Origin of the sequence: Nesiotobacter zosterae, from assembly GCF_033843645.1 — a bacterium.
Classification (GTDB): Bacteria; Pseudomonadota; Alphaproteobacteria; order Rhizobiales; family Stappiaceae; genus Pseudovibrio; species Pseudovibrio zosterae.
Map to the genome: position 1 here is coordinate 95,393 of NZ_JAWXVZ010000012.1, position 20,543 is coordinate 115,935.

Here is a 20,543-nt window from a genome sequence, read left to right on the forward strand (position 1 = left end):
GATTGTTTGCTTAGAGCGGCAAGCGAACGGTGACGATCAAGCCGCTGCGATCCTCACGGTTTTTCAGCGTGATGGTGCCGCCGTGAGCGTGGATGATGCTCCGGCAGATCGCAAGGCCTAGACCAATGCCGCCGGTTTCTTCGCTGCGGGATTCTTCAACGCGCACAAACGGTTCAAACACCTCATTCAGCTTGTGCTCTGGAATGCCGGGCCCTTCGTCACGCACTTCGATAACCGCCTGATCGTGTGCGCGCGACACATGCACATGGGCATGCGTGCCATAGCGCACCGCATTGTCGATGATGTTGCGGAACGCGCGCTTCAGGGAAATGGGCCTGCAGGTGATGACAATGCGCTCATCTGCCTTCGACTGCACATCCTTGCCCATGTCCTCATAGTCATTGGAGATGCTTTCCAACAGGCCGCTCAGGTCCATCGGCTTGGTTTCTTCCGCCTTGGCCTCATCGCGGGCGAAGGCGAGGGTGGCCTCGGTCATGGCCTGCATCTCGTCAAGCGTTTCAATCATCCTCTCCCTGTCTTCCGCGTCTTCAACGAACTCGGCGCGAATGCGCAAGGAGGTAATGGGTGTGCGCAGATCATGGCTGATTGCAGCCAACATCCGCGTGCGGTCCTTGACGAACCGGGTCAACCGGTCTTGCATCTCGTTGAAGGCGCGGGTTACCTGCTGCACCTCAAGCGGTCCCTTTTCCGGCAATGGATCAACATCCGCACCTCGGCCCAGCTGTTCTGCTGAATCTGAAAGCGCCCGGAGCGGCCGTGTCAGCCGGTACACAAAGGCCCACACGATCACCACGATAAAAAGCGCCATGATCAGGATCGGCAACAGCACCGGCACCAGCGGGCGCGGTGGCAGGTTGAAGTTGCTCTGGAAGTTCAGCCAGTCCCCATTGTTCAGGCGAATGGAAGCGTAGAGCGTTGCGCCTTCAATCCCGTCGAACCGGCGCAGCATGCGGTCCGGTGCGTGGTGTGGGTTCCAGTTCCCCTCGGGTCTGCGCCTGTCCGGCCCGCGCCGTGTCTCGTCTCGCGTCTCACGTTCCTTGAACAGTGGCGGTTCATCCTCGGCATTTTCCCGGTAGTTGATGAAAACGCGCACATCTCGGTCGTCCTTCAGGCGGCGTTTCAAAAAGCCCGTCAGTGCTTGTTCCAGCCGGTTGTCGCCTGTGGCGGTCACCAGTGGTGCAAGACCCAGATCATAGTGCGTGTTGTTGTTCGAGATGGCCCGCAAAACGCCGGGATGCACCGTGCGCGGTGTGTCCTCAATCAGGCGCACGATGCTGGCGGTGCGCCACAGCGCGTTGTCTCGTGCCATGCCGATAATCGCCATGCGTCGTTCATCGGTGAACAGGTAAAAGCTCACCGACTGGGAGATCAGAAGAGCCACCAACAGCAAAAGGATCAGCTGGGTCGCCATGCGCCGTGGATAAAGCCGCTTTAACAAACTCATTCAGCGGGCTCCGTCACCTCGGCAGTAAAGGTGTAGCCGCCGCCCCAAACAGTCTTGATCAGAACGGGATTCTTGGGGTCTTCCTCGATCTTGCGGCGCAGGCGCGAGACCTGGTTGTCGATGGACCGGTCAAACACCGCCGGTGTGCGTCCACTGGTCAGGTCCAGAAGCTGGTCGCGGGAAAGAACCATCTTGGGCCGCTTCAAAAAAGCAATCAGCAGTTGGTATTCGCCCGTGGAGAGCGGCACCATGACGCCATCAGGCCCGGTCAGCTCGCGCCGGTTCACATCCAGCTCCCAGCCTTCAAACCGCAGCTTTTCCGTTTCAATCGGGTCGCGGGTCTTGGGCACGTTGGACACCCGCCGCAGCACAGCGCGAATGCGCGCCAACAGCTCACGCGGGTTGAATGGCTTGGTTACATAGTCATCAGCGCCAATCTCAAGGCCCACCACACGGTCCGTGTCCTCGGCCATGGCGGTCAGGAGAATGACAGGGGCCTGATTGGTTTCCACCAGATGGCGGCAGAGCGACAGACCGTCTTCACCGGGCATCATCACGTCCAGCACAACAAGATCAATCGAAGCCGCTTTGAGAACCTGCCGTGCCTGCGCCGCGTTTTCCGCCGTGCTGGTGCGAAAGCCGTTCTTTGTCAGGTAGCGCGCCAGACTCTCGCGAATGTCGCGGTGGTCATCAACGATCAAGATGTGTGAGCTTGGGTTCGACATGATGCGTTCTCGGCCAATTCCTCTTTGTGTACGTACAGCACGATCCTTGGGGGCGGGTCTGGCATGCAGCGCTGCAACCCTCTCATAACACTCAATTTACACGAGCCTCGGAGAAAACCTGTAACAAACTGTATCGAACCCCGGGGCTTATCACAGCTTGGTACACTTCACCCTCAATCCCGGTGTTTTTTTGCGACAATTGCAGCCTAGGTTGAGGTCATCGAAGCAGACGCCCCCGCTGCTTCACATGGCCTCAAAGGAGAAACACCATGAAACCTGTAAAGTCTTTTGCTGTCGCTACTCTGGCATTGTGTGTCGCCTCTACTGCACTGTCCTCCGCCTATGCATTCCCGGGTGGCGATGGCCCAGGCTTTGGCAAGCGTGGATCTGGTCCAATGCAGATGTTCGACCGCTTTGATACAAACGGCGATGACACCATCACCAAGGACGAAGTGAACGCGGCCCTTCAGGAAGAGTTCACCACTGCCGACACCACCGGTTCTGGCGACATCACCTTGGAAGAGTGGAAGGTTGCTTTTGCAAACCGCGCCCAGCAACCACAGGTGCGCATGTTCCAGCGTTTCGATGGCAATGGTGATGGTCAGATCACCAAGGAAGAGTTCCTCAACACAGCCGAGCGCATGTCCAGCCGCATGGAGCGCATGCAACAGCGCATGGCCAAGTGGGACGGTGAACGTGGTGAAGGCCGCAGAGGCGGCAAGGAAATGCGCGGCGATGGTCCGCGAGATGGAAATGGCCCACGCCAAGGGCGTCGGCATGGTCAGGATGGCCCCGGTGGTTTCATGAAGGGCGCCAAGTTTGCCTCAATTGATACGAATGGCGACAAGAAACTCTCCGCCGCTGAACTGAGCGCCTATGCTGATACCGTGTTTGCAGATGGCAATTTGGACCTCGATGGCTTCAAGGCGATCTGGGCCGAGTGGTCAGAGCCAATGATGGTGCGCTCGTTCCAGCGCATGGACGCCGATGGCAGCCTGACGGTTACACTGGAAGAGTTCACGACCCGCGCTCAGTTCATGTTCGACCGGTTCGATCAGGACGGCGATGGTTCCTTCACCAAAACCGATCTGCGCGAAGCCATGAAGCAGCACAAGCGCGGCGGATGGGGTGATCGTGACGGTCGCCGCGGGGATGGTCCACGCGATGGCAGCGGGCCGCGCAACGGTGCAGGTCCTGACAACGGCTAGTTCATTCATTGGTATGGTGCGTTCCGCCGAAGCTCCATCCCCCTGATACCCTCAGAAGTGGCGCGCACCAGCCAAGAAAAAAGGGCGGCTTTTCCAACAGAAGCCGCCCTTGTCATCATGAGAATGTGCGATGCCGTCACGCCTTTTGCGGCGTGGGCTCCTCATCAAACTTGTGGTCGTAGTCAACAGCCACACCGTACCGTGGATCTTCCATCACGGAGAGTTCCACCATGTCGCCCGCCTTGCTCAGAAGGCGCTTGCAGTCTGGTGACAGGTGGCGCAGGTGCAGCGTCTTGCCCAGTTGGATGTAACGTGCTGCCATACTGTCGATGGCCTGCAAGCCGGAATGGTCCACAACGCGCGAGTTGATGAAGTCCACGATCACGTCATCCGGATCCTGCTCAGGGGTAAAGATCTCCTGAAAGCCAGCGGCTGAACCGAAGAACAGCGGCCCTTCAAGAACGTACTCCTTCTGGCCTTTCTCGTTCATGGATACGCGCGCATTGATGCGCTTGGAGGCGTTCCATGCATAAGCCAGTGCGGAAATGATCACGCCCACAACAACTGCCACCGCAAGATCTTCTGCAACGGTCACACCGGTTACAATGGCAATCACCACCGCGTCGGTGCGTGGGATCTTGTTGAGGATCTTGAACGTGTTCCACGCAAACGTACCAACAACCACCATGAACATCACACCAACCAGCGCAGCCAGCGGAATCTGCTCAATCAGCGGAGAGGCAAACAGGATGAACGCCAGCAGGAACAACGCGGCCATGATGCCTGCGATGCGGGTGCGGGCACCCGATTTCACGTTGATCATGGACTGGCCGATCATTGCACAGCCACCCATGCCGCCGAAGAAGCCGGTCACCACGTTTGCTGCGCCCTGAGCCAGACATTCCTTGGACGCACCACCCTTGGTGTTCGTCATTTCAGAAACGAGGTTCAGGGTCAAAAGGCTTTCAATCAGGCCAATTGCCGCCAGAATGAGGGCATAGGGGAAGATGATTTCCAGTGTCTCAAGGGTCAGCGGCACCATCGGGATGTGGAACTGCGGCAGACCGCCCGCGATGGACGACATGTCGCCCACAGTACGAACGTCCAGACCGGCACCGATCACAATCGCGGAAACCACCAGAATACCAGCCAGCGGGGCAGGGACCGCGCTGGTGATCTTGGGCGTTACCCAGATCACGAACATGGTCAGGCCAATCAGCCCCAGCATCATGTAAAGCTGCAGCCCTTCCATCCAGACAGGGTCGCCGCCAGTTGGGGCTTCGACCTTGAACTGGGAGAACTGTGCGATGAAAATCACAATGGCAAGGCCATTCACAAAGCCCAGCATCACCGGATGCGGGACCATGCGGATGAACTTGCCCCAGCGCATGATGCCAAAGATGATCTGCAAGATACCCATCAAGACCACAGCGGCAAACAGGTATTCAACACCGTGCTGCGACACGAGGGAGACCATCACAACGGCCAGAGCGCCGGTCGCACCGGAAATCATGCCCGGACGGCCGCCGAAAACGGCGGTAATGATGCCCACGATGAAGGCCGCGTACAGCCCCACCAGCGGATGAACTTGGGCAACAAAGGCGAAAGCAACGGCCTCTGGCACCAACGCGAGGGCGACAGTAAGACCGGCAAGAACTTCAGTTTTGATTAGGTTCACGGACATGCCATTTTTGGCAGACGCAAGAACTTCAGAGGACGAGTGCAAACAGCACCTCCATTACAAGTAGTCGTGTTGGGTAGGAATAAGTCAGGCAATTCCTACGGCACCTTCCCAGCATCAAAAACGGATGAAAGGTGCGGTTGAGTGTGAGCCTTAAGCAGCATCTGCGATCAGCTGATCTGTTGTGCAATCCTTTAACTGCGTACTGTGAAGCTTCCATGAAAAATCGATCTCATGAAAACGGCTGGGACACTGGACCTTTGACCAAGGAAACCATGTAGCCCTGAGTATTGACGCAGAACTCTTCAATATGGGCTGGGTTATACGGGAACTCCCTGCAAAAGGCCATCATCCATTTGCATGCCTGCCTTGCTCTTGTGGACGCCAAGGGCTTTGCACAGTCAGGCTTGGTGGTCCTCTTTCACGGCGGCCCACCATTGCGCCGCTGCCCTAAAGGCGGTTTGAACCAGCCCCTTCAGTTTTTCCAAAAGCCACTTGATCACACGTGCCCAAAACGACTAAGTGCTTGTCCTTAAATATGCCTTTGCAGACCGCTGCGAAATCGCTAGCTTCAAAGGCGCAACAAGACTTGGCAGGGGGAGGGCAAATGAAGCCGACCAATCCGGTATTTACAGGCGTCAAGACGACCATCTTCGAGCGGATGTCCCGCCTTGCCATGGAGCATGCGGCCATCAATCTTGGCCAGGGCTTCCCGGATGTGGATGGCCCGAAGGACATTCGCCAAAGCGCGGCCGACGCCCTCATGGCTGGGCCCAACCAGTATCCACCCATGCTGGGCGTGCCGGAGTTGCGTCAGGCCGTTGCTGCGGCCAACAAGCGGTTTTATGGGCTTGAGGTCGACTGGCAGCGCGAGGTCATGATCACTTCTGGGGCAACAGAAGCGCTGGCGGACGCCATTTTCGCGCTCATTGAGCCGGGCGATGAAGTCATTCTCATTGAGCCGCTTTATGATTGTTACTTGCCTTTGGTGCAGCGGGCCGGAGGTGTGCCTGTTCGGGTGCGCGTCACTCCGCCAGACTGGAAGCTGAATGTGAAGGCACTGGAGGCCGCCTTTACCGAAAACACCAAGGCGGTCCTCATCAACAATCCCATGAACCCTTGTGCCAAGGTGTTTACTGAAGCCGAGCTTGGCGAAATCGCCCGCCTCAGCCGTACAAACGACTGCTACGCCATTTGTGATGAGGTCTACGAGCATCTGACCTTTGATGGGCACCGGCATCTGCCCCTGATGACGTTCGATGGCATGCGCGAGCGCTGCGTGCGCATCGGGTCAGCGGGCAAGACCTTCTCGCTCACAGGCTGGAAGGTCGGCTACATCACTGCAAGCCCTAACTTGCTGGAGCCCATTGCCAAGGCGCATCAGTTTGTCACCTTCACCACGCCGCCCAACCTGCAAAAGGCCGTTGCGCTGGGTCTTGCCAAGGAAGACAGCTATTATCACGGCCTTGCAGGTGATCTGCGCGTCAAGCGAGATTTCCTTTCCAATGAGCTGGCGCAACTGGGCTTTGCCGTTCTGCCGTGCGATGGCACCTATTTCGTCACGGTGGATGTCACACCTCTCGGCCTGAATGGGACCGATGAAGAAATCTGTCTGCGCATGGTGGAAGAGGCGGGCGTTGCTGCCGTTCCCTTATCTGCATTTTATGTGTCTGACGCCCCCACCAACTGCATCCGCTTTTGTTTTTGCAAAAAGGACAGTGTATTGAAGGAGGCAACAGACCGACTGGCGGCATGGCTTAAGGGCTTGGGGCTCAGCGGTTGAATTCCTGTTTCGGGCGAAGGGTCTGCACCTTGCGCCAAAGCACCAACACTGAATGTGAGAAGGTCTATGGACAATCCTGTATTGGTCGAGGTTACACGCGGCGGGCTGGTTGAGAGCCGCCATCGCGGGTCGCTTGCTGTGGTGGATGCGAGCGGCAAGCTGGTGTTTGGTGTGGGAGATGTCGCACAGGCCGTCTTCCCGCGTTCCGCCATCAAGGCGCTTCAAGCTCTACCGCTGGTGGAATCCGGCGCTGCGGAAGCGCTGGACTATGATGATGCGGAACTGGCGCTGGCCTGCGCTTCTCACAACGGGGAGCATGTTCACGCCAACACGGCCCGCGTCATGCTGATGAAGGCTGGTCTGACAGAAGACGCGCTGCTGTGCGGGCCTCAGTGGCCAAAGCACATGGAAGATGCAGCCCGCCTCATTCTTGAGGACGAAGAGCCATGCGCCCTTCATAACAACTGTTCGGGCAAGCACGCAGGCTTCCTGGCGTTGGCGCGCACGCTCATGCTCTCCACCGAAAACTACATCGACTATGATCATCCGGTGCAGCAGGAAATTCGCGCCGTTCTGGAGAACCTGACCGGTCAGATCATCGGGGCTGATGTTTGTGGCACCGATGGCTGCTCCATTCCAACCTATGCCCTTAATCTGGACAAGACGGCCATGGCCTTTGCCAAGTTCGCAACGGGTGAGGGCATGGATCCTGTGCGCGCAAAGGCCGCCGAAACGCTTTATGAAGCCTGCGTCAACGAACCTTACATGGTTGCTGGCAAGAACCGCTTCTGTACCGATGTGATGGACGCCTTCCAGGGGCGCGTTTTCGTCAAGACCGGTGCGGAAGGTGTTTTCTGTGCCGCTCTGCCAGAGCTGGGTTACGGCGTCGCCCTGAAATGCGACGATGGTGCCACACGCGGTGCGGAAGTCATCATGGCCTCTGTCATTGAAAGTCTTCTGGACACCAGCAAGGCCGAAGAAAAGGCACTTGAGCCTTATCTGCGCCAGCCACTCAAGAACCGCCGCGACATCCACGTCGGCGATGTTCGCCCGGTGGAAGACTTCAAGGCCGTGCTGCGCGGCGGTTAGGCGCGCTGCCCAACAATCAGCTGATTGTCCCGGATCAGGAGGCGCGGCCATTCTTCCGCGCCTTCATGGGCCAAGTCTCCGCTCACCGGTTTGGTCCATTCATGGGCCACAATGCCGCCCTTGGTAACCCCATCAAAGACGTTTTGCGTCAACACCGCGCCGCCCGCGCCCGGTGCCACACTCACGGCGATGCCCATGGGCGTTTCACGGATGATGTTCTGCGAGGCAATAACATTGCGCATGTAGGGCCCCCAGCCCACCACGATGCCGATTGTCTCTGCATTTTCAATCACGTTGCCGGTCACGGTGGTGTCTGCTTCAGCTTGAATGCCAATGCCGAAGTCCAGCCCTTCCGGTTCGTAGGGTGCCTTGTTCACCAGATTTCGAATGATGTTGCCCGTGCATACACAGGTGCGCCCGCCGTGATCGAGATTGGTGATGGAAATGCCCAGTGCCGCTCCATCAATGATGTTGTTTGTGATGATCGCCCCATCAAACGCAAACTCGGAAAACACAGCCACTTCGCCCGAGCGCAGGCAGGTGTTGCCGCGTATGTGCAAGTTGGAAGCCGAGTTGCCGCGAATGGCGCTGAAGGCGCAATCACTCACGCTGTTGTCAGCCACAATCACGTTATCCGCCCGGAAGATGTTGATGCCATTGCCGTTTTGCCCAGTGCCGCCGTCACGGGCTGCAATCCGGTCGATCCGGTTTCCGCGCACATGCGTGCCGTCCGGTCCCTTGGTCCAGCGGTGCACCAGAATGCCGCCATTGCCGCAGTCATGGATCACGTTGTCCCGAATGGACAGGCCGTTGGCTTCCATGGACCAGATACCCGCATGGGCAGCTCCGGAAATGGAGCATCCGGAAATCTCGCCGTTGCTGCTGATGGCGGAAATCGCCGAGCGTGAGCTGCCCAACAGCGTCAGGCCGCGCAGTCTCAGCTCATCCACCCGTGTCAGGTCAACAAGGCCGCGATACTGTTCTGAAATGGGACGTTTGCCCCCATCCAGCACAAGGTCCTCAAGGGAAACACGGGTGGCACCATGGGCGGCAAGCAACGTGCCCGTTCCTTGATAGACCAGCTGGGTTTGCCCTGGCACACCGCAAATCGCTGTGTTGCTGGGCAGGTTCAGTTGGCGCACAACATAGCGGCCCGCAGGCAAAAACAGCACCTTGCCGTCCTTTGCCGCCTTGTTGATGGCGCTTTGCAAGGCATCGCTCTGATCGCTTGAAGGGTGCGGCTTTACACCGTGTGTCGAGGCATTCAGCGTCCCGCGCAAGTCCGCCACTTGGAAACTGCCGGAAGGCAGGGCCAGGGCAGTTGACGCCGCAAGGCCCACCGCGCCAGTCGCGCCTAGCCGCAGAAATCCGCGTCTGGAAACGCCTTTTACCGCAGTGGACTTGTTCAAGAATGACATGTGCAACGCCCCAAAGTTCAATAGCGTTGCTACAAACAAAACTCGTGCCGGAATTTTTGTGCCAAATCAGGTCACACGCGGCTGTGTTAGACAATCTGCCAAGCGCGCATTCCTTTTTTGAGGTGGACAGCACCGCTGGCATCCGGTACTCACCTTACGAACAAAAGAGGAACTTCCCCAATGGCTGCCGTCTCTCCCATCCTGCTGGCTCTGTTCAGCTGGTCCATTCTGCTGGTCGTCTCCCGCGCCATTCTTGTCGAAACCGGTCTTGATCCATGGCTTTTCACATTCCTGCAAATGATGGCGGGCGGTCTCATTCTCATGGTTCTTGGTGGGTGGCGGCAGATCGGGCTGTCAGCGCTGAAAGACCCTTTCACCTGGGGCTTTGGCGTCCTGCGTGTTTTGACAGCCGCTTTTTTTACGGCAGCTCTCGTTCACACAACGGCCGCAAATGCCAGCTTTGTCGGCATCATCGTTGTGCCTCTTTCAATGGCTGTGTTGTTTGCCTGCGGATTCCGGCAGCCGACCCTGCGCGAGTTACCGGGTCAGCTCATCGTTCTTGCCGGTCTTTGGGTCGTGGTCACCGGGCTGGAAGGCGGATTTTCCAATCCTGCGCTGGTTTACATGGTGCTTTCCGAGATTTGTGTGGTCCTTGCAACCCTGATCTCTGAACTTCACCCAATGAACCAGACCGAAGACATGCGTCAGCGCGCCGGACTGACCGGCGTCATGCTGTTTGCTGCGTCCATCTGCATGCTTGGTGGAGCCATTGCTCTGTCGCTCCTTGGGTCCGCGCTGCCAACTCTTTCAGAGGCGCTGCCCGCCGCACCAGAGTGGATCGGTACGCCGTCCTTGCTGCTGGATCCAACGCTCTGGATCGCCGCCATTCTGGTCGGTGCGCTGTTGCGCGGAACCTCCCAGTTCCTGTCCTTGCGCGCGGTCTACCGGGTGGGCACCGAAAACTATCTGGCGGGCATTGCGGCCCTGCCGTTCATGTCCCTTGGCCTTGAGTTCCTGTTCTACCAGTTGGGGCTCATCGATATCTTTGTGTTTTCGGGGCAAACCGTTCTGGGCGGCGTTATCATGACCGCAGGTTCCTTGGCCGTTCTGTTTTCCCGCCGGCACACCTCCACCCGCATCGCCCGCCAAACCTCACCACAATCCCCTGGCGGCACCCACCAACCGCCACAATAGTCACCCCATAGCAGCTTGTGCCTGGACCACCTCTGCCATCCCACAGCCTACGCCCCACACTCTGCCGTCATCCCGGCCCCCGAGCCGGGATCCAGCCGAGGCCCAGCTAGGCCAACGGGCACAACACTGTCTTTCCGCAGCGCTCTGCCTCCACCCCACATTCCGCCGTCATCCCGGCCTCTGAGCCGGGATCCAGCCGAGGCCCAGCTAGGCCAACGGGCACACACTGTCTTTCCGCAGCGCTCTGCCTACGCCCCACACGCTGCCGTCATGCCGGCCCCGAGCCGGGATCCAGCCGAGGCCCAGCTAGGCCAACGGGCACACACTGTCTTTCCGCAGCGCTCTGCCTACGCCCCACACGCTGCCGTCATCCCGGCCCCCGAGCCGGGATCCAGCCGAGGCCCAGCTAGGCCAACGGGCACAACACTGTCTTTCCGCAGCGCTCTGCCTACGCCTCACACTCTGCCGTCATCCCGGCCTCCGAGCCGGGATCCAGCCGAGGCCCAGCTAGGCCAACGGGCACAACACTGTCTTTCCGCAGCGCTCTGCCTACGCCTCACACTCTGCCGTCATCCCGGCCTCCGAGCCGGGATCCAGCCGATTGCAAGCCACAGCTCCGAGCGGTCTCGCCAACTAAACTCGCAGCACTGCAGGATGGTTTTGCGCGCGCGGACGCGCTCTCCTTGCGCTGGGTCCCGGATCGGCGTTTCGCTTTTCGCTCAACTGGTCCGGGATGACGCCGTAACCGCGAGGCGAGGGCATCGGTCACACCCCACACCCCACCGTCACCCCACAGCCTGCATCCCCCAGCCTGCATCCCACCCTCTGCGGTCATCCCACAGCCGACGCCTCACACCCCGTCGTCATCCCGGCCCCCGAGCCGGGATCCAGCCGAGGCCCAGCTAGGCCAACGGGCACAACACTGTCTTTCCGCAGCGCTCTGCCCACACCCCACACTCCGCCGTCATCCCGGCCTCCGAGCCGGGATCCAGCTGAATGTCAGCCACACGCCCAGCGGTCTCGCCAACTAAACTCGCAGCACTGCAGGGTGGTTTTGCGCTCGCGGGCTCGCTCTCCTTGCGCTGGGTCCCGGATCGGCGTTTCGCTTGTCGCTCAACTGGTCCGGGATGACGCCGTAACCGCGAGGCGAGGGCATCGGTCTCCCCACAGCCTCCATCCCACCCTCTGCGGTCACCCCACAGCCTCCACCCCACACCCCGCCGTCATCCCGGCCTCCGAGCCGGGATCCAGCTGAATGTCAGCCACAGCTCCGAGCGGTCTCGCCAACTAAACTCGCAGCACTGCAGGATGGTTTCTAGCGCTCGCGGGCTCGCTCTCCTTGCGCTGGGTCCCGGATCGGCGTTTCGCTTGTCGCTCAACTGGTCCGGGATGACGCCGTAACCGCGAGGTGAGGGCATCGGTCACCCTACAGCCTGCACCCCAAACCCCACCGTCACCCCACTGCCCACACCCCACACCCCGCCGTCATCCCGGCCTCCGAGCCGGGATCCAGCTGAATGTCAGCCACACGCCCAGCGTTCTGGCCAACTAAACTCGCAGCATTGCAGGGTGGTTTTGTGCGGGCGAGCCCGCTCTCCTTGCGCTGGGTCCCGGATCGGCGTTTCGCTTGTCGCTCAACTGGTCCGGGATGACGTCGTAAGCGCAAGGTGAGTGCATCGGTCACTCGCCTCACACCCTGCCGTCATCCCGCAGCCTACGCCCCAGCCCCCCCGGTCACCCCGCTGCCTGCACTCCACACTCTGCCGTCATCCCGGCCCTCGAGCCAGGATCCAGCCGATTGCAAGCCACAGCTCCCATCGGTCTCGCCAACTCAACTCGCAGCACTGCAGGATGGTTTTACGCGCGCGCGGGCTCGCGCTCCTTGCGCTGGGTCCCGGATCGGCGTTTCGCTTTTCGCTCAACTGGTCCGGGATGACGCCGTAAGCGCGAGGCGAGGGCATCGGTCACACCCCACACCCCACCGTCATCCCGCAGCGCCACCCCACAGCCTACGCCCCACACTCTGCCGTCATCCCGGCCTCCGAGCCGGGATCCAGCCGAGGCCCAGCTAGGCCAACGGGCACAACACTGTCTTTCCGCAGCGCTCTGCCCACACCCCACACTCCGCCGTCATCCCGGCCTCCGAGCCGGGATCCAGCTGAATGTCAGCCACACGCCCAGCGGTCTCGCCAACTAAACTCGCAGCACTGCAGGATGGTTTCTAGCGCGGGCTCGCTCTCCTTGCGCTGGATCCCGGATCGGCGTTTCGCTTGTCGCTCAACTGGTCCGGGATGACGTCGTAATCGCGAGGTGAGGGCATCGGTCAACGCACAGCCTGCACTCCAAACCCCACCGTCACCCCACTGCCCACGCCCCACCCCTGCGGTCACCCCACAGCCTCCACTCCACACGCTGCCGTCATCCCACAGCCTACGCCCCACACGCTGCCGTCATCCCGGCCTCCGAGCCGGGATCCAGCTGAATGTCAGCCACGATTTCAGGTGCTGTTGGCACTGGCTACAGCATCTTCATTCAACGGGTTCGAGATGTCTTCGAAAGGGCAGAGGGTATTACCGGCGCTTGTCTTGCGTCAGAGCTTGATCCCGAAAGCCTCGGCCAGTTGCCGGGCTGCAAGGGTCGCAGGCATCCGCCCATCGCGCACCGCCGTTTCCACGTCCGGCAGCAAGGCCTTTACATCCCCATTGGTGCGCAGGGCTTCCATCAGCCGTTCCTGCAGCAAGCTCCACATCCACGCCACTTGCTGGGTGGCGCGTTTTTGCTGAAACTCTCCAGTTGCCGTCATCCGGTCGCGGTAAGTCAGGATCTGCGCCCACATCTCATCAAGGCGTTCGTTGGCAAGGCCGGAAATGGTCATCACGGGCGGTGACCAAGTCTTGGAGCGCGGAGCCAGAATGTTCAGCGCCGCGCGGTATTCCGAGGCCGCCGCGCGAGCCCGCACCGCGCCGTCGCCATCGGCCTTGTTCACGGCGATCATATCGGCAATTTCCAGAACACCTTTCTTGATGCCCTGCAGCTCGTCCCCCGCACCCGGCAGCATCAACACCAGAAAGAAATCCACCATCTGCGCTACGGTGGTTTCCGACTGGCCGATGCCGACGGTCTCCACAAGGATCACGTCAAACCCGGCAGCTTCGCACAGAAGCATGGACTCGCGCGTCTTTGCTGCCACGCCGCCCAGCGTGCCAGCAGAAGGAGAGGGGCGGATATAGGCGTTTCGGTCCACCGCAAGCCGGGCCATGCGGGTCTTGTCGCCAAGGATCGAGCCACCCGTCCGGGTGGAGGTCGGGTCTACCGCCAACACTGCCACCTTGTGGCCCGCCGCCGTCAGATTGGAGGCGAAGCTGTCGATCGTGGTGGACTTTCCAACGCCCGGAACCCCAGTAATGCCAAGGCGAAAAGCCCCGCCGGTGCGGTCCATCACCTTGGAAAGCAGCGTTTCGGCCTGCCGGCGATGAGCGGGGTTCTTTGATTCCACCAGAGTAATGGCCCGCGCAAGAGCCGCTCGCTGTCCGCCAATCAGCTTTTCGGCCAGCTGCTCCACATTATCGCGCGGTGTTTTTCCGGTGTCAGTCATGGTGTCAGGGCGCTTTTTCCTCTGGAATCGCAGATCCCTAACCTTCAGGAACGGGAGGAAAAACGCAACCCGTCCCTGGATGACCAAAAGTCTAGGCCCGCGTTTTAGCGGTAGCGCACCGCGGTCCCTGTGGCCGTCACCATCAGCATGGAGCCGTTGCTGCCCACGGTTTCGTAGTCAATGTCGATGCCGATCACCGCATTGGCACCCATCTGGCGCGCTTCCTCGCACATCTCGTTGATGGCGATCTTGCGGGCTTTCAAAAGCTCTTCCTCGTAGGCACCGGAACGGCCACCCACGATATCGCGAATGCCTGCGAACAAATCCTTGAACACGTTGGCACCCAAGATGGCTTCCCCATGAACCATTCCATAGTACTGATCAATTTCGTGATTCTGCAGCGTATTGGTGGTTGTGGTCAGCATGCGGTTTCTCCCTGTTCTAACGCTTCGCCAAGTATAGGAGAGGTGCGACCACTTTTTAACGGCGATCGCAGTTGCGCACGGATTTCTTCTGCAACCTAGATTTCTTCTGGAAAAAGTACCGCTAGGTTTTGTCAGTGGAATATTTCACTTGCGTCATACACACTTACGCGTAAAACAACCGGCGAAATAGACGCCAACGCACGCGCCTCTGGCCTTGGGGTGGTTCTTTCCATCCAACGTGTTTACGTAGCGACGGTAACGTCTCCCTTGGAAGTGAGCGGTCATATATGGCCGGGTCTATTGGAGATGCACTTGAACGCATACGTTTCCGAACATATCGGGCGTGACGCTATTGCTGCGCCTGCACGCCTTGAATCCTACATTCGTTCCAACAGCTTTGACCGACCAACCCTGGTGGTGGACTCGGTTGCAATTGCTCATCAGTTTCGCGCGTTGAAGCGGGGCTTGGGCGATGTCGCAATCCACTATGCGGTCAAGGCCAACCCGGAACCTGCCGTTCTGCGGGTTCTTCTGCAGGAAGGGGCAAACTTTGATGCCGCTTCCAGAAGCGAAATCGCGCTCTGCCTGTCATTGGGGGTAACGCCAGACCGAATTTCCTTCGGCAACACAATCAAACGCGCTTCGGACATTGCCTGGGCCTATGAGCACGGCATTCGCCTGTTCGCTGCAGATGCAGAAGAAGAGCTGCACAAGCTTGGTAAAAACGCGCCCGGCGCCAATGTCTTCATCCGCATCGTGGTCGACGCAACCGGCGCAGATTGGCCGCTTTCGCGCAAGTTTGGCTGTGCGCCAGACAAGGCGATCAGCCTGTTCGAACTGGCTAGGCAGCTTGGGCTCAACCCCGTCGGTCTTTCTTTCCACGTCGGTTCGCAGACCCGCGAGCCCGCCATGTGGGTGGATACCCTCGATCAGGTGCAACAAGTGTGGGAAGCCGTGCACCAAGCAGGCTTTCAGTTGTCACTCCTCAACATCGGCGGCGGATTTCCCGCGTCCTATGACAAGGATGTGCCGCACCCCTCCGTTTATTCGGCCATGGTCATGGAACTGGTGCACGCTCGCTTTCCTGGTGTGCCTCATATCATTGCGGAGCCGGGCCGGGGGCTTGTTGCCGAAGCGGGCATGATCGCCTGTGAGGTGCTCTTGGTCTCCAAGAAGTCTGAGAAGGATCCGCACCGCTGGGTCTATCTCGACATCGGCAAGTTCTCCGGGCTTGCTGAAACCATGGACGAGAGCATTCGCTATCGGTTTGTCACCGACAAGGACGAGGCCGATCATGGGCCTTGCGTTGTCGCCGGGCCGTCTTGCGACAGCGCAGACGTGCTTTATGAAAACCAGCATGTGGCTCTGCCGGAGAGCCTGTGTGCGGGCGATAGGGTGATGATCCGCTCCTGCGGGGCTTACACCTCCACCTACGCCTCTGTGGGTTTCAACGGCTTCCCGCCGCTGGATGTTGTGGTTATCTGATCAAGGCCTTGCCACCTGGAATGCAGAAGCCGCCCTCGGGCGGCTTCTCTCTTTTATGCATTGCCCCTCGGATGTCATACCGGACAAGGGGAGCGGGAGCGAGCCGCTGATCCGGTATCCAGCACAATGAGCGTGAGCAATTGCGAACGCAGAACCTAAGGTTCCGAGCACTGACCGAAGAGCCTTGCTGGATCCCGCATCAAGTGCGGGATGACGGTGGGGGGGGTGCTGGGTGATGGTGGAGTGTGACGGTAGGCGTTTTCGACCTCACAAACTTCGACTGAATCGCGTGTAAAGGACCTCCTGCATCAATAACCCCCACTGGCGTCATACCGGACAAGGGGAGCGGGAGCGAGCCGCTGATCCGGTATCCAGCACAACGAGCGTGAGCAATTGCGAACGCAGAACCTAAAGATCCGAGCACTGACCGAAGAGCCCCGCTGGATCCCGCATCAAGTGCGGGATGACGGCGAGGGGGAGGGCGATGCCGGGATGACGGTGGTGGTACGAGGTAATACTGGAAGACACATTGGCCAACGCCAAACAGAAGCGTAGCACCAGCGCTGCGCGTCCTCCTCGGCGTCCGCAATGGACCTGCAGCACCTCCGCCCCACTCCTGCGTCATGCCGGACAAGGGGAGCGGGAGCGATCCGCTGATCCGGTATCCAGCACAACGAGCGTGAGCAATTGCGAACGCAGAACCTAAAGTTCTGAGCACTGACCGAAGAGCCCCGCTGGATCCCGCATCAAGTGCGGGATGACGGTAGTGGAATAGGAGATGCCGGGGTGACGGCGGCGGAGTAATGCGGGATGACGCCAGTGGCGTAAGCGGTGCGGCTTCTCTCTTTTGTATATTGCCCCTCGGATGTCATGCCGGACAAGGGGAGCGAGAGCGAGCCGCTGATCCGGTATCCAGCACAACGAGCGTGAGCAATCGCGAACACAGAACCTGAAGTTCTGAGCACTGACGGAAGAGCCCGACTGGATCCCGCATCAAGTGCGGGATGACGGCGAGGGGGAAGGCGATGCCGGGATGACGGTGGTGAGGTGCGGGATGACGATGGTGGTACGAGGTAATGCTGGAAGACACATCGGCCAACGCCAAACAGAAGCGTGGCACCAGCGCTGCGCGTCCTCCTCGGCGTCCGCAATGGACCTGCAGCACCTCCGCCCCACTCCTGCGTCATGCCGGACAAGGGGAGCGGGAGCGATCCGCCGATCCGGTATCCAGCACAACGAGCATGAGCAATTGCGAACGCAGAACCTGAAGTTCTGAGCACTGACCGAAGAGCCCTGCTGGATCCCGCATCAAGTGCGGGATGACGGTAGTGGAATAGGAGATGCCGGGGTGACGGCGGCGGAGTAATGCGGGATGACGCCAGTGGCGTAAGCGGTGCGGCGTCTCTCTTTTGTCCACTGTCCCACTCCTGAGTCATACCGGACAAGGGGAGCGGGAGCGAGCCGCTGATCCGGTATCCAGCACAACGAGCGTGAGCAATTGCGAACACAGAACCTGAAGTTCTGAGCACTGACTGAAGAGCCCTGCTGGATCCCGCATCAAGTGCGGGATGACGGTGAGGTGTGGTGCTGGGTGACGGTGGTGAGGTGCGGGATGACGATGGTGGTACGAGGTAATACTGAAAGACACATCGGCCAACGCCAAACAAAAGCGTAGCACCAGCGCTACAAGTCTTCTCTCGCAGGCTGAGAGGACCCGTCAGCACCTCCCTCCCATTCCTGCGTCATGCCGGACAAGGGGAGCGGGAGCGAGCCGCTGATCCGGTATCCAGCACAACGAGCGTGAGCAATTGCGAACGCAGAACCTAAAGTTCCGAGCACTGACCGAAGAGCCCCGCTGGATCCCGCATCAAGTGCGGGATGACGGTGGGGGGTGTTGCTGGGTGATGGTGGTGAGGTGCGGGATGACGGTAGTGGTGTAGGGTGCGCTGCGCATCTTCCTCGGCGTCCGCAATGGGCCTGCAGCACCTCCGTCCCACTCTTGCGTCATGTCGGACAAGGGGAGCGGGAGCGAGCCGCTGATCCGGTATCCAAAGCCAAGCGCACTTGCCGGGCCGGAGGGCGTTGGCACGCCCTCAGATATTCTAACAAATATCCAGCAAATCGAACATCTTTCTTCCTTCGCAGACCGAAAACAGCCCATAGGCTAGAGCCATCTCGTCGATGAGATTTGCTGCACTCATTTTGGAGGAAATGAATGGAAGAGCTGAGCAACAGCGCTGCGCGCCATCTGGATGCTTTGGGAGCAACCCTGCCAGTTTCGGGCAAAGTGCGGGAGGATCTGGACCAGAAAGGCTTCACCATCATCGAAAACGTGGTGGATGCTGATTGGCTGGAAGACATGCGGCGCACCTTCGACAGCCTGGTGGCCCGAGAAGGGGAAAACCTTGCCATGGAACATCATCAGGAAGATGGGGCCACGCGCATCGCCAATCTGGTCAACAAGGGAACGGTCTGGGAGAAGGTTTGGGCCCACCCGCTTGTTCTTGCTGCGTGCCATCACATCTTTGCCGGCGAGTTCAAGATCTCCAGCCTCAACGCCCGTGAGGCTCTTCTGGGCGGTGGCCACCAGCCGCTCCATGCCGACTGGAAGAAACCGCGCCCGGACTTCCCAAAGGTGCATCTGGTGAACTCCATCTGGGCAATCGATGATTTGTCCAGTGAGAACGGCGCACCGCGCATTCTGCCGGGCACGCATCTGCGGCCCGAATTGCCCGAGGATGTGCTGGCAGATGTGGAGGCCCCCCATCCCGATGAGGTGGTTTTCGAATGTCCGGCTGGCAGTGTGATGATTTTCAACGCCCACACCTGGCATGGCGGCACCACGAACAAGACCGGCGCCCGCCGCCGCGTTCTTCATGGGCTCTATATCGACCGCCAGGACACCGCGCAGCAAGAGCAGCAGAAATGGATCACGGCGCATACGCTAAGCCGCCTTACCCCCGCGCAAAAGTGGCTCCTTGATGTTGGCTGATTGAAGACCTGGCCGTTGAAACGCCGCTCGAACAGGCTGGGCCAGCGCGGTGGGGTGCTGCCGCGCTTGTCTTGCCTTTTAGGGCTTGTTGTTTGGCCGTTTCAGGTGCGCAGGCATTGGACCTGCTTTCAAGCGCACTTCCTTTGGCACACCCATGTGGTCGAGAAAGGCCTTCAAGCCTGTGAGCCCAACCAGTTCGCGCTGGATCACAACATGCCATAGCGCTTCACCGGCTTCGTGAACAAGGCGCTGCCGGTCTTCTTCCGGAAGATCCTCACTCTCCAGCCGGGTGAGCCTGTCCACTGCCGCTTCCAGCTTTTTGTTGAGCCGCGACAGGGTGCCAACCTTCTCTTCCATCACCTCTTGGTGCAGCGCCTTGGATATGGGGTCGCTCTCGGCTTTGTTTCGGAAAGTTTGAGGGGGACGCACGAACATGGGGAGACTGCTCCGGCTGGCACCAACTTGCCCTCAATATGGCGCGGTTGCCGCCAACAGAAAAGAGCAAGGAGCGCCCCAGCCCGTGTCTCAAGGCGAGGGCGCTCCCTAGGTTCTTTAGGGAATTCGCTGATTACTTCGCAGGTTCCAGTGGAAGGTAAATGTCGGTAATCAGTTCATTGGCCGGTGTGTCCTGCGGTGAGTTGAGATAGATCTCAAAGCTTGGGCTGTTACGCACTTCCCGGCCAGACTTCGGCAACCATTCACCAAAAAGATAGGTGTAAGGGGTGTCGAGGCCAGCATATGGGCCCACGTAGCGCAGCACCGCATGGGGTCCGGCTGGCAGGTCTACAGGCTCCAGACCCTCCGATACTTCCACATCAGCAGAAACGACCATCCCGGCGTGGGAACGCAGCTCAGCTTCTGCAACCGAACTTGGGTCATCGTAGTAAACACCCACGGCTTCCCCGGATTTTGGCCACAGGTTGCGGCTGGTGAAGATGGCAGAAAGCTTTTCGAAAGCCTCGCCCACCTTGTGATAGCTTCCCTTGTGCGGCACGGCAGCGATATGGCGGGCTGGTTCGTCTTTGATCGTGATTTCATACATGGCGAATACTCCGTTCTTGGTGAGGCCAAGCGTTGGCAGCTCCGCGCCATCCTTGCGGAATGCGCCTGGTGTTACGCCCATTCCTGCCTTGAATGTCCGGTTGAAGCTTTGCACACTGGGGTAGCCGCAGTGGCCAGCGATGTCCTCAATGGTCTTGTCAGACCGCAGTAAATACCCCGCCGCCCGGTGCAGCCTGATCCGCCGGATTGCGTTGGCAAGGGTTTCGCCAGTCATGGAGTGGTAGACACGGTGCCAATGAAACCGCGACATGCAGGCCACGTCAGCCAGCCGGTCCAGAGACAGGTCTCCGTTCAGATTGGCATGAATGTACTGCACCACGCGCAGCATCCGCGCTTCATATCCAGCCCGTGTTTCATCTCGGCTTTGGCTCATCTTTTCGGCGTGCAACGTTTTTCACTCTCTAGGTTTCGCCCTTGCACC

15 protein-coding genes are annotated in these 20,543 nt (G+C 59.5%); 6 read left to right on the forward strand and 9 right to left on the reverse strand.

Annotated features, from left to right (window positions below; translation table 11 throughout):
* Window positions 1–10: 10 nt before the first annotated feature.
* Both Q3Y58_RS16860 and Q3Y58_RS16865 read right to left on the reverse strand, forming a co-directional pair.
* Complete coding sequence (locus Q3Y58_RS16860; protein ID WP_319623046.1) at window positions 11–1,465, reverse strand: ATP-binding protein; 1,455 nt, start codon at window positions 1,463–1,465, stop codon at window positions 11–13.
* Window positions 1,462–2,190, reverse strand: coding sequence for a response regulator (locus Q3Y58_RS16865; protein WP_319623047.1), 729 nt, complete (start codon window positions 2,188–2,190; stop codon window positions 1,462–1,464). Before Q3Y58_RS16865 ends, Q3Y58_RS16860 begins: the two co-directional genes overlap by 4 nt.
* Window positions 2,191–2,459: 269 nt before the next feature.
* Between Q3Y58_RS16865 and Q3Y58_RS16870 the strand changes: the two genes are divergently transcribed.
* Window positions 2,460–3,398, forward strand: a complete 939-nt coding sequence (locus tag Q3Y58_RS16870; RefSeq protein ID WP_319623048.1) for an EF-hand domain-containing protein — start codon at window positions 2,460–2,462, stop codon at window positions 3,396–3,398.
* Between the two features lie 136 nt (window positions 3,399–3,534).
* On the opposite strand, the gene Q3Y58_RS16875 is transcribed toward Q3Y58_RS16870, so the two are convergent.
* The gene (locus tag Q3Y58_RS16875) at window positions 3,535–5,082 is read right to left on the reverse strand and encodes a SulP family inorganic anion transporter (protein ID WP_274217430.1); all 1,548 of its coding nucleotides are present in this window, start codon (window positions 5,080–5,082) and stop codon (window positions 3,535–3,537) included.
* A 604-nt stretch (window positions 5,083–5,686) separates the two neighbouring features.
* Here Q3Y58_RS16875 and Q3Y58_RS16880 point away from each other — a divergent pair.
* Window positions 5,687–6,862 (forward strand): aminotransferase, encoded by a 1,176-nt coding sequence (locus tag Q3Y58_RS16880; RefSeq protein ID WP_319623049.1) that lies wholly within the window; start codon window positions 5,687–5,689, stop codon window positions 6,860–6,862.
* A gap of 66 nt (window positions 6,863–6,928) precedes the next feature.
* A complete protein-coding gene (locus tag Q3Y58_RS16885) occupies window positions 6,929–7,951 on the forward strand; it encodes an asparaginase (RefSeq protein WP_319623050.1) in 1,023 nt (340 codons plus the stop codon).
* Here the strand turns inward: Q3Y58_RS16885 and Q3Y58_RS16890 are convergent.
* On the reverse strand, window positions 7,948–9,369 hold the full coding sequence (locus Q3Y58_RS16890; RefSeq protein WP_319623051.1) for a TIGR03808 family TAT-translocated repetitive protein: 1,422 nt from the start codon (window positions 9,367–9,369) through the stop codon (window positions 7,948–7,950). The two genes, Q3Y58_RS16885 and Q3Y58_RS16890, sit on opposite strands and share 4 nt — an antisense overlap.
* Window positions 9,370–9,549: 180 nt before the next feature.
* Here Q3Y58_RS16890 and Q3Y58_RS16895 point away from each other — a divergent pair, with 180 nt between their 5' ends.
* Complete coding sequence (locus tag Q3Y58_RS16895) at window positions 9,550–10,563, forward strand: EamA family transporter (RefSeq protein WP_274217307.1); 1,014 nt, start codon at window positions 9,550–9,552, stop codon at window positions 10,561–10,563.
* Between the two features lie 2,590 nt (window positions 10,564–13,153).
* Here the strand turns inward: Q3Y58_RS16895 and meaB are convergent.
* Both meaB and Q3Y58_RS16905 read right to left on the reverse strand, forming a co-directional pair.
* Window positions 13,154–14,158 carry a methylmalonyl Co-A mutase-associated GTPase MeaB gene (meaB, locus tag Q3Y58_RS16900; RefSeq protein WP_319623052.1) on the reverse strand — a complete coding sequence of 335 codons (1,005 nt, stop codon included), beginning with the start codon at window positions 14,156–14,158 and terminating at the stop codon, window positions 13,154–13,156.
* A gap of 104 nt (window positions 14,159–14,262) precedes the next feature.
* Window positions 14,263–14,583, reverse strand: a complete 321-nt coding sequence (locus tag Q3Y58_RS16905) for a heavy metal-binding domain-containing protein (protein WP_274217305.1) — start codon at window positions 14,581–14,583, stop codon at window positions 14,263–14,265.
* Window positions 14,584–14,895: 312 nt separating this feature from the next.
* Between Q3Y58_RS16905 and Q3Y58_RS16910 the strand changes: the two genes are divergently transcribed.
* Window positions 14,896–16,068 carry a type III PLP-dependent enzyme gene (locus Q3Y58_RS16910; protein ID WP_413697838.1) on the forward strand — a complete coding sequence of 391 codons (1,173 nt, stop codon included), beginning with the start codon at window positions 14,896–14,898 and terminating at the stop codon, window positions 16,066–16,068.
* 1,183 nt (window positions 16,069–17,251) lie between these two features.
* On the opposite strand, the gene Q3Y58_RS16915 is transcribed toward Q3Y58_RS16910, so the two are convergent.
* Window positions 17,252–17,485 (reverse strand): hypothetical protein, encoded by a 234-nt coding sequence (locus tag Q3Y58_RS16915; RefSeq protein ID WP_319623054.1) that lies wholly within the window; start codon window positions 17,483–17,485, stop codon window positions 17,252–17,254.
* Between the two features lie 798 nt (window positions 17,486–18,283).
* Here Q3Y58_RS16915 and Q3Y58_RS16920 point away from each other — a divergent pair.
* The gene (locus Q3Y58_RS16920; RefSeq protein WP_319623055.1) at window positions 18,284–19,060 is read left to right on the forward strand and encodes a phytanoyl-CoA dioxygenase family protein; all 777 of its coding nucleotides are present in this window, start codon (window positions 18,284–18,286) and stop codon (window positions 19,058–19,060) included.
* A 78-nt stretch (window positions 19,061–19,138) separates the two neighbouring features.
* Here Q3Y58_RS16920 and Q3Y58_RS16925 read toward each other — a convergent pair whose 3' ends face one another.
* Window positions 19,139–19,495: a DUF6665 family protein gene (locus Q3Y58_RS16925; RefSeq protein ID WP_319623056.1), complete on the reverse strand. Its 357-nt coding sequence runs from the start codon at window positions 19,493–19,495 to the stop codon at window positions 19,139–19,141.
* A 133-nt stretch (window positions 19,496–19,628) separates the two neighbouring features.
* The gene (locus Q3Y58_RS16930) at window positions 19,629–20,495 is read right to left on the reverse strand and encodes an AraC family transcriptional regulator (RefSeq protein ID WP_319623057.1); all 867 of its coding nucleotides are present in this window, start codon (window positions 20,493–20,495) and stop codon (window positions 19,629–19,631) included.
* Between the last annotated feature and the right edge of the window lie 48 nt (window positions 20,496–20,543).

What these genes read in the sequence shown, in the direction of transcription:
- Q3Y58_RS16860 (WP_319623046.1), bottom strand. Translation starts at nt 1,465, where the DNA reads ATGAGTTTGTTAAAGCGGCTTTATCCACGGCGCATGGCGACCCAGCTG.
- Q3Y58_RS16865 (WP_319623047.1), bottom strand. Translation starts at nt 2,190, where the DNA reads ATGTCGAACCCAAGCTCACACATCTTGATCGTTGATGACCACCGCGAC.
- Q3Y58_RS16870 (WP_319623048.1), top strand. Translation starts at nt 2,460, where the DNA reads ATGAAACCTGTAAAGTCTTTTGCTGTCGCTACTCTGGCATTGTGTGTC.
- Q3Y58_RS16875 (WP_274217430.1), bottom strand. Translation starts at nt 5,082, where the DNA reads ATGTCCGTGAACCTAATCAAAACTGAAGTTCTTGCCGGTCTTACTGTC.
- Q3Y58_RS16880 (WP_319623049.1), top strand. Translation starts at nt 5,687, where the DNA reads ATGAAGCCGACCAATCCGGTATTTACAGGCGTCAAGACGACCATCTTC.
- Q3Y58_RS16885 (WP_319623050.1), top strand. Translation starts at nt 6,929, where the DNA reads ATGGACAATCCTGTATTGGTCGAGGTTACACGCGGCGGGCTGGTTGAG.
- Q3Y58_RS16890 (WP_319623051.1), bottom strand. Translation starts at nt 9,369, where the DNA reads ATGTCATTCTTGAACAAGTCCACTGCGGTAAAAGGCGTTTCCAGACGC.
- Q3Y58_RS16895 (WP_274217307.1), top strand. Translation starts at nt 9,550, where the DNA reads ATGGCTGCCGTCTCTCCCATCCTGCTGGCTCTGTTCAGCTGGTCCATT.
- meaB (WP_319623052.1), bottom strand. Translation starts at nt 14,158, where the DNA reads ATGACTGACACCGGAAAAACACCGCGCGATAATGTGGAGCAGCTGGCC.
- Q3Y58_RS16905 (WP_274217305.1), bottom strand. Translation starts at nt 14,583, where the DNA reads ATGCTGACCACAACCACCAATACGCTGCAGAATCACGAAATTGATCAG.
- Q3Y58_RS16920 (WP_319623055.1), top strand. Translation starts at nt 18,284, where the DNA reads ATGGAAGAGCTGAGCAACAGCGCTGCGCGCCATCTGGATGCTTTGGGA.
- Q3Y58_RS16925 (WP_319623056.1), bottom strand. Translation starts at nt 19,495, where the DNA reads ATGTTCGTGCGTCCCCCTCAAACTTTCCGAAACAAAGCCGAGAGCGAC.
- Q3Y58_RS16930 (WP_319623057.1), bottom strand. Translation starts at nt 20,495, where the DNA reads ATGAGCCAAAGCCGAGATGAAACACGGGCTGGATATGAAGCGCGGATG.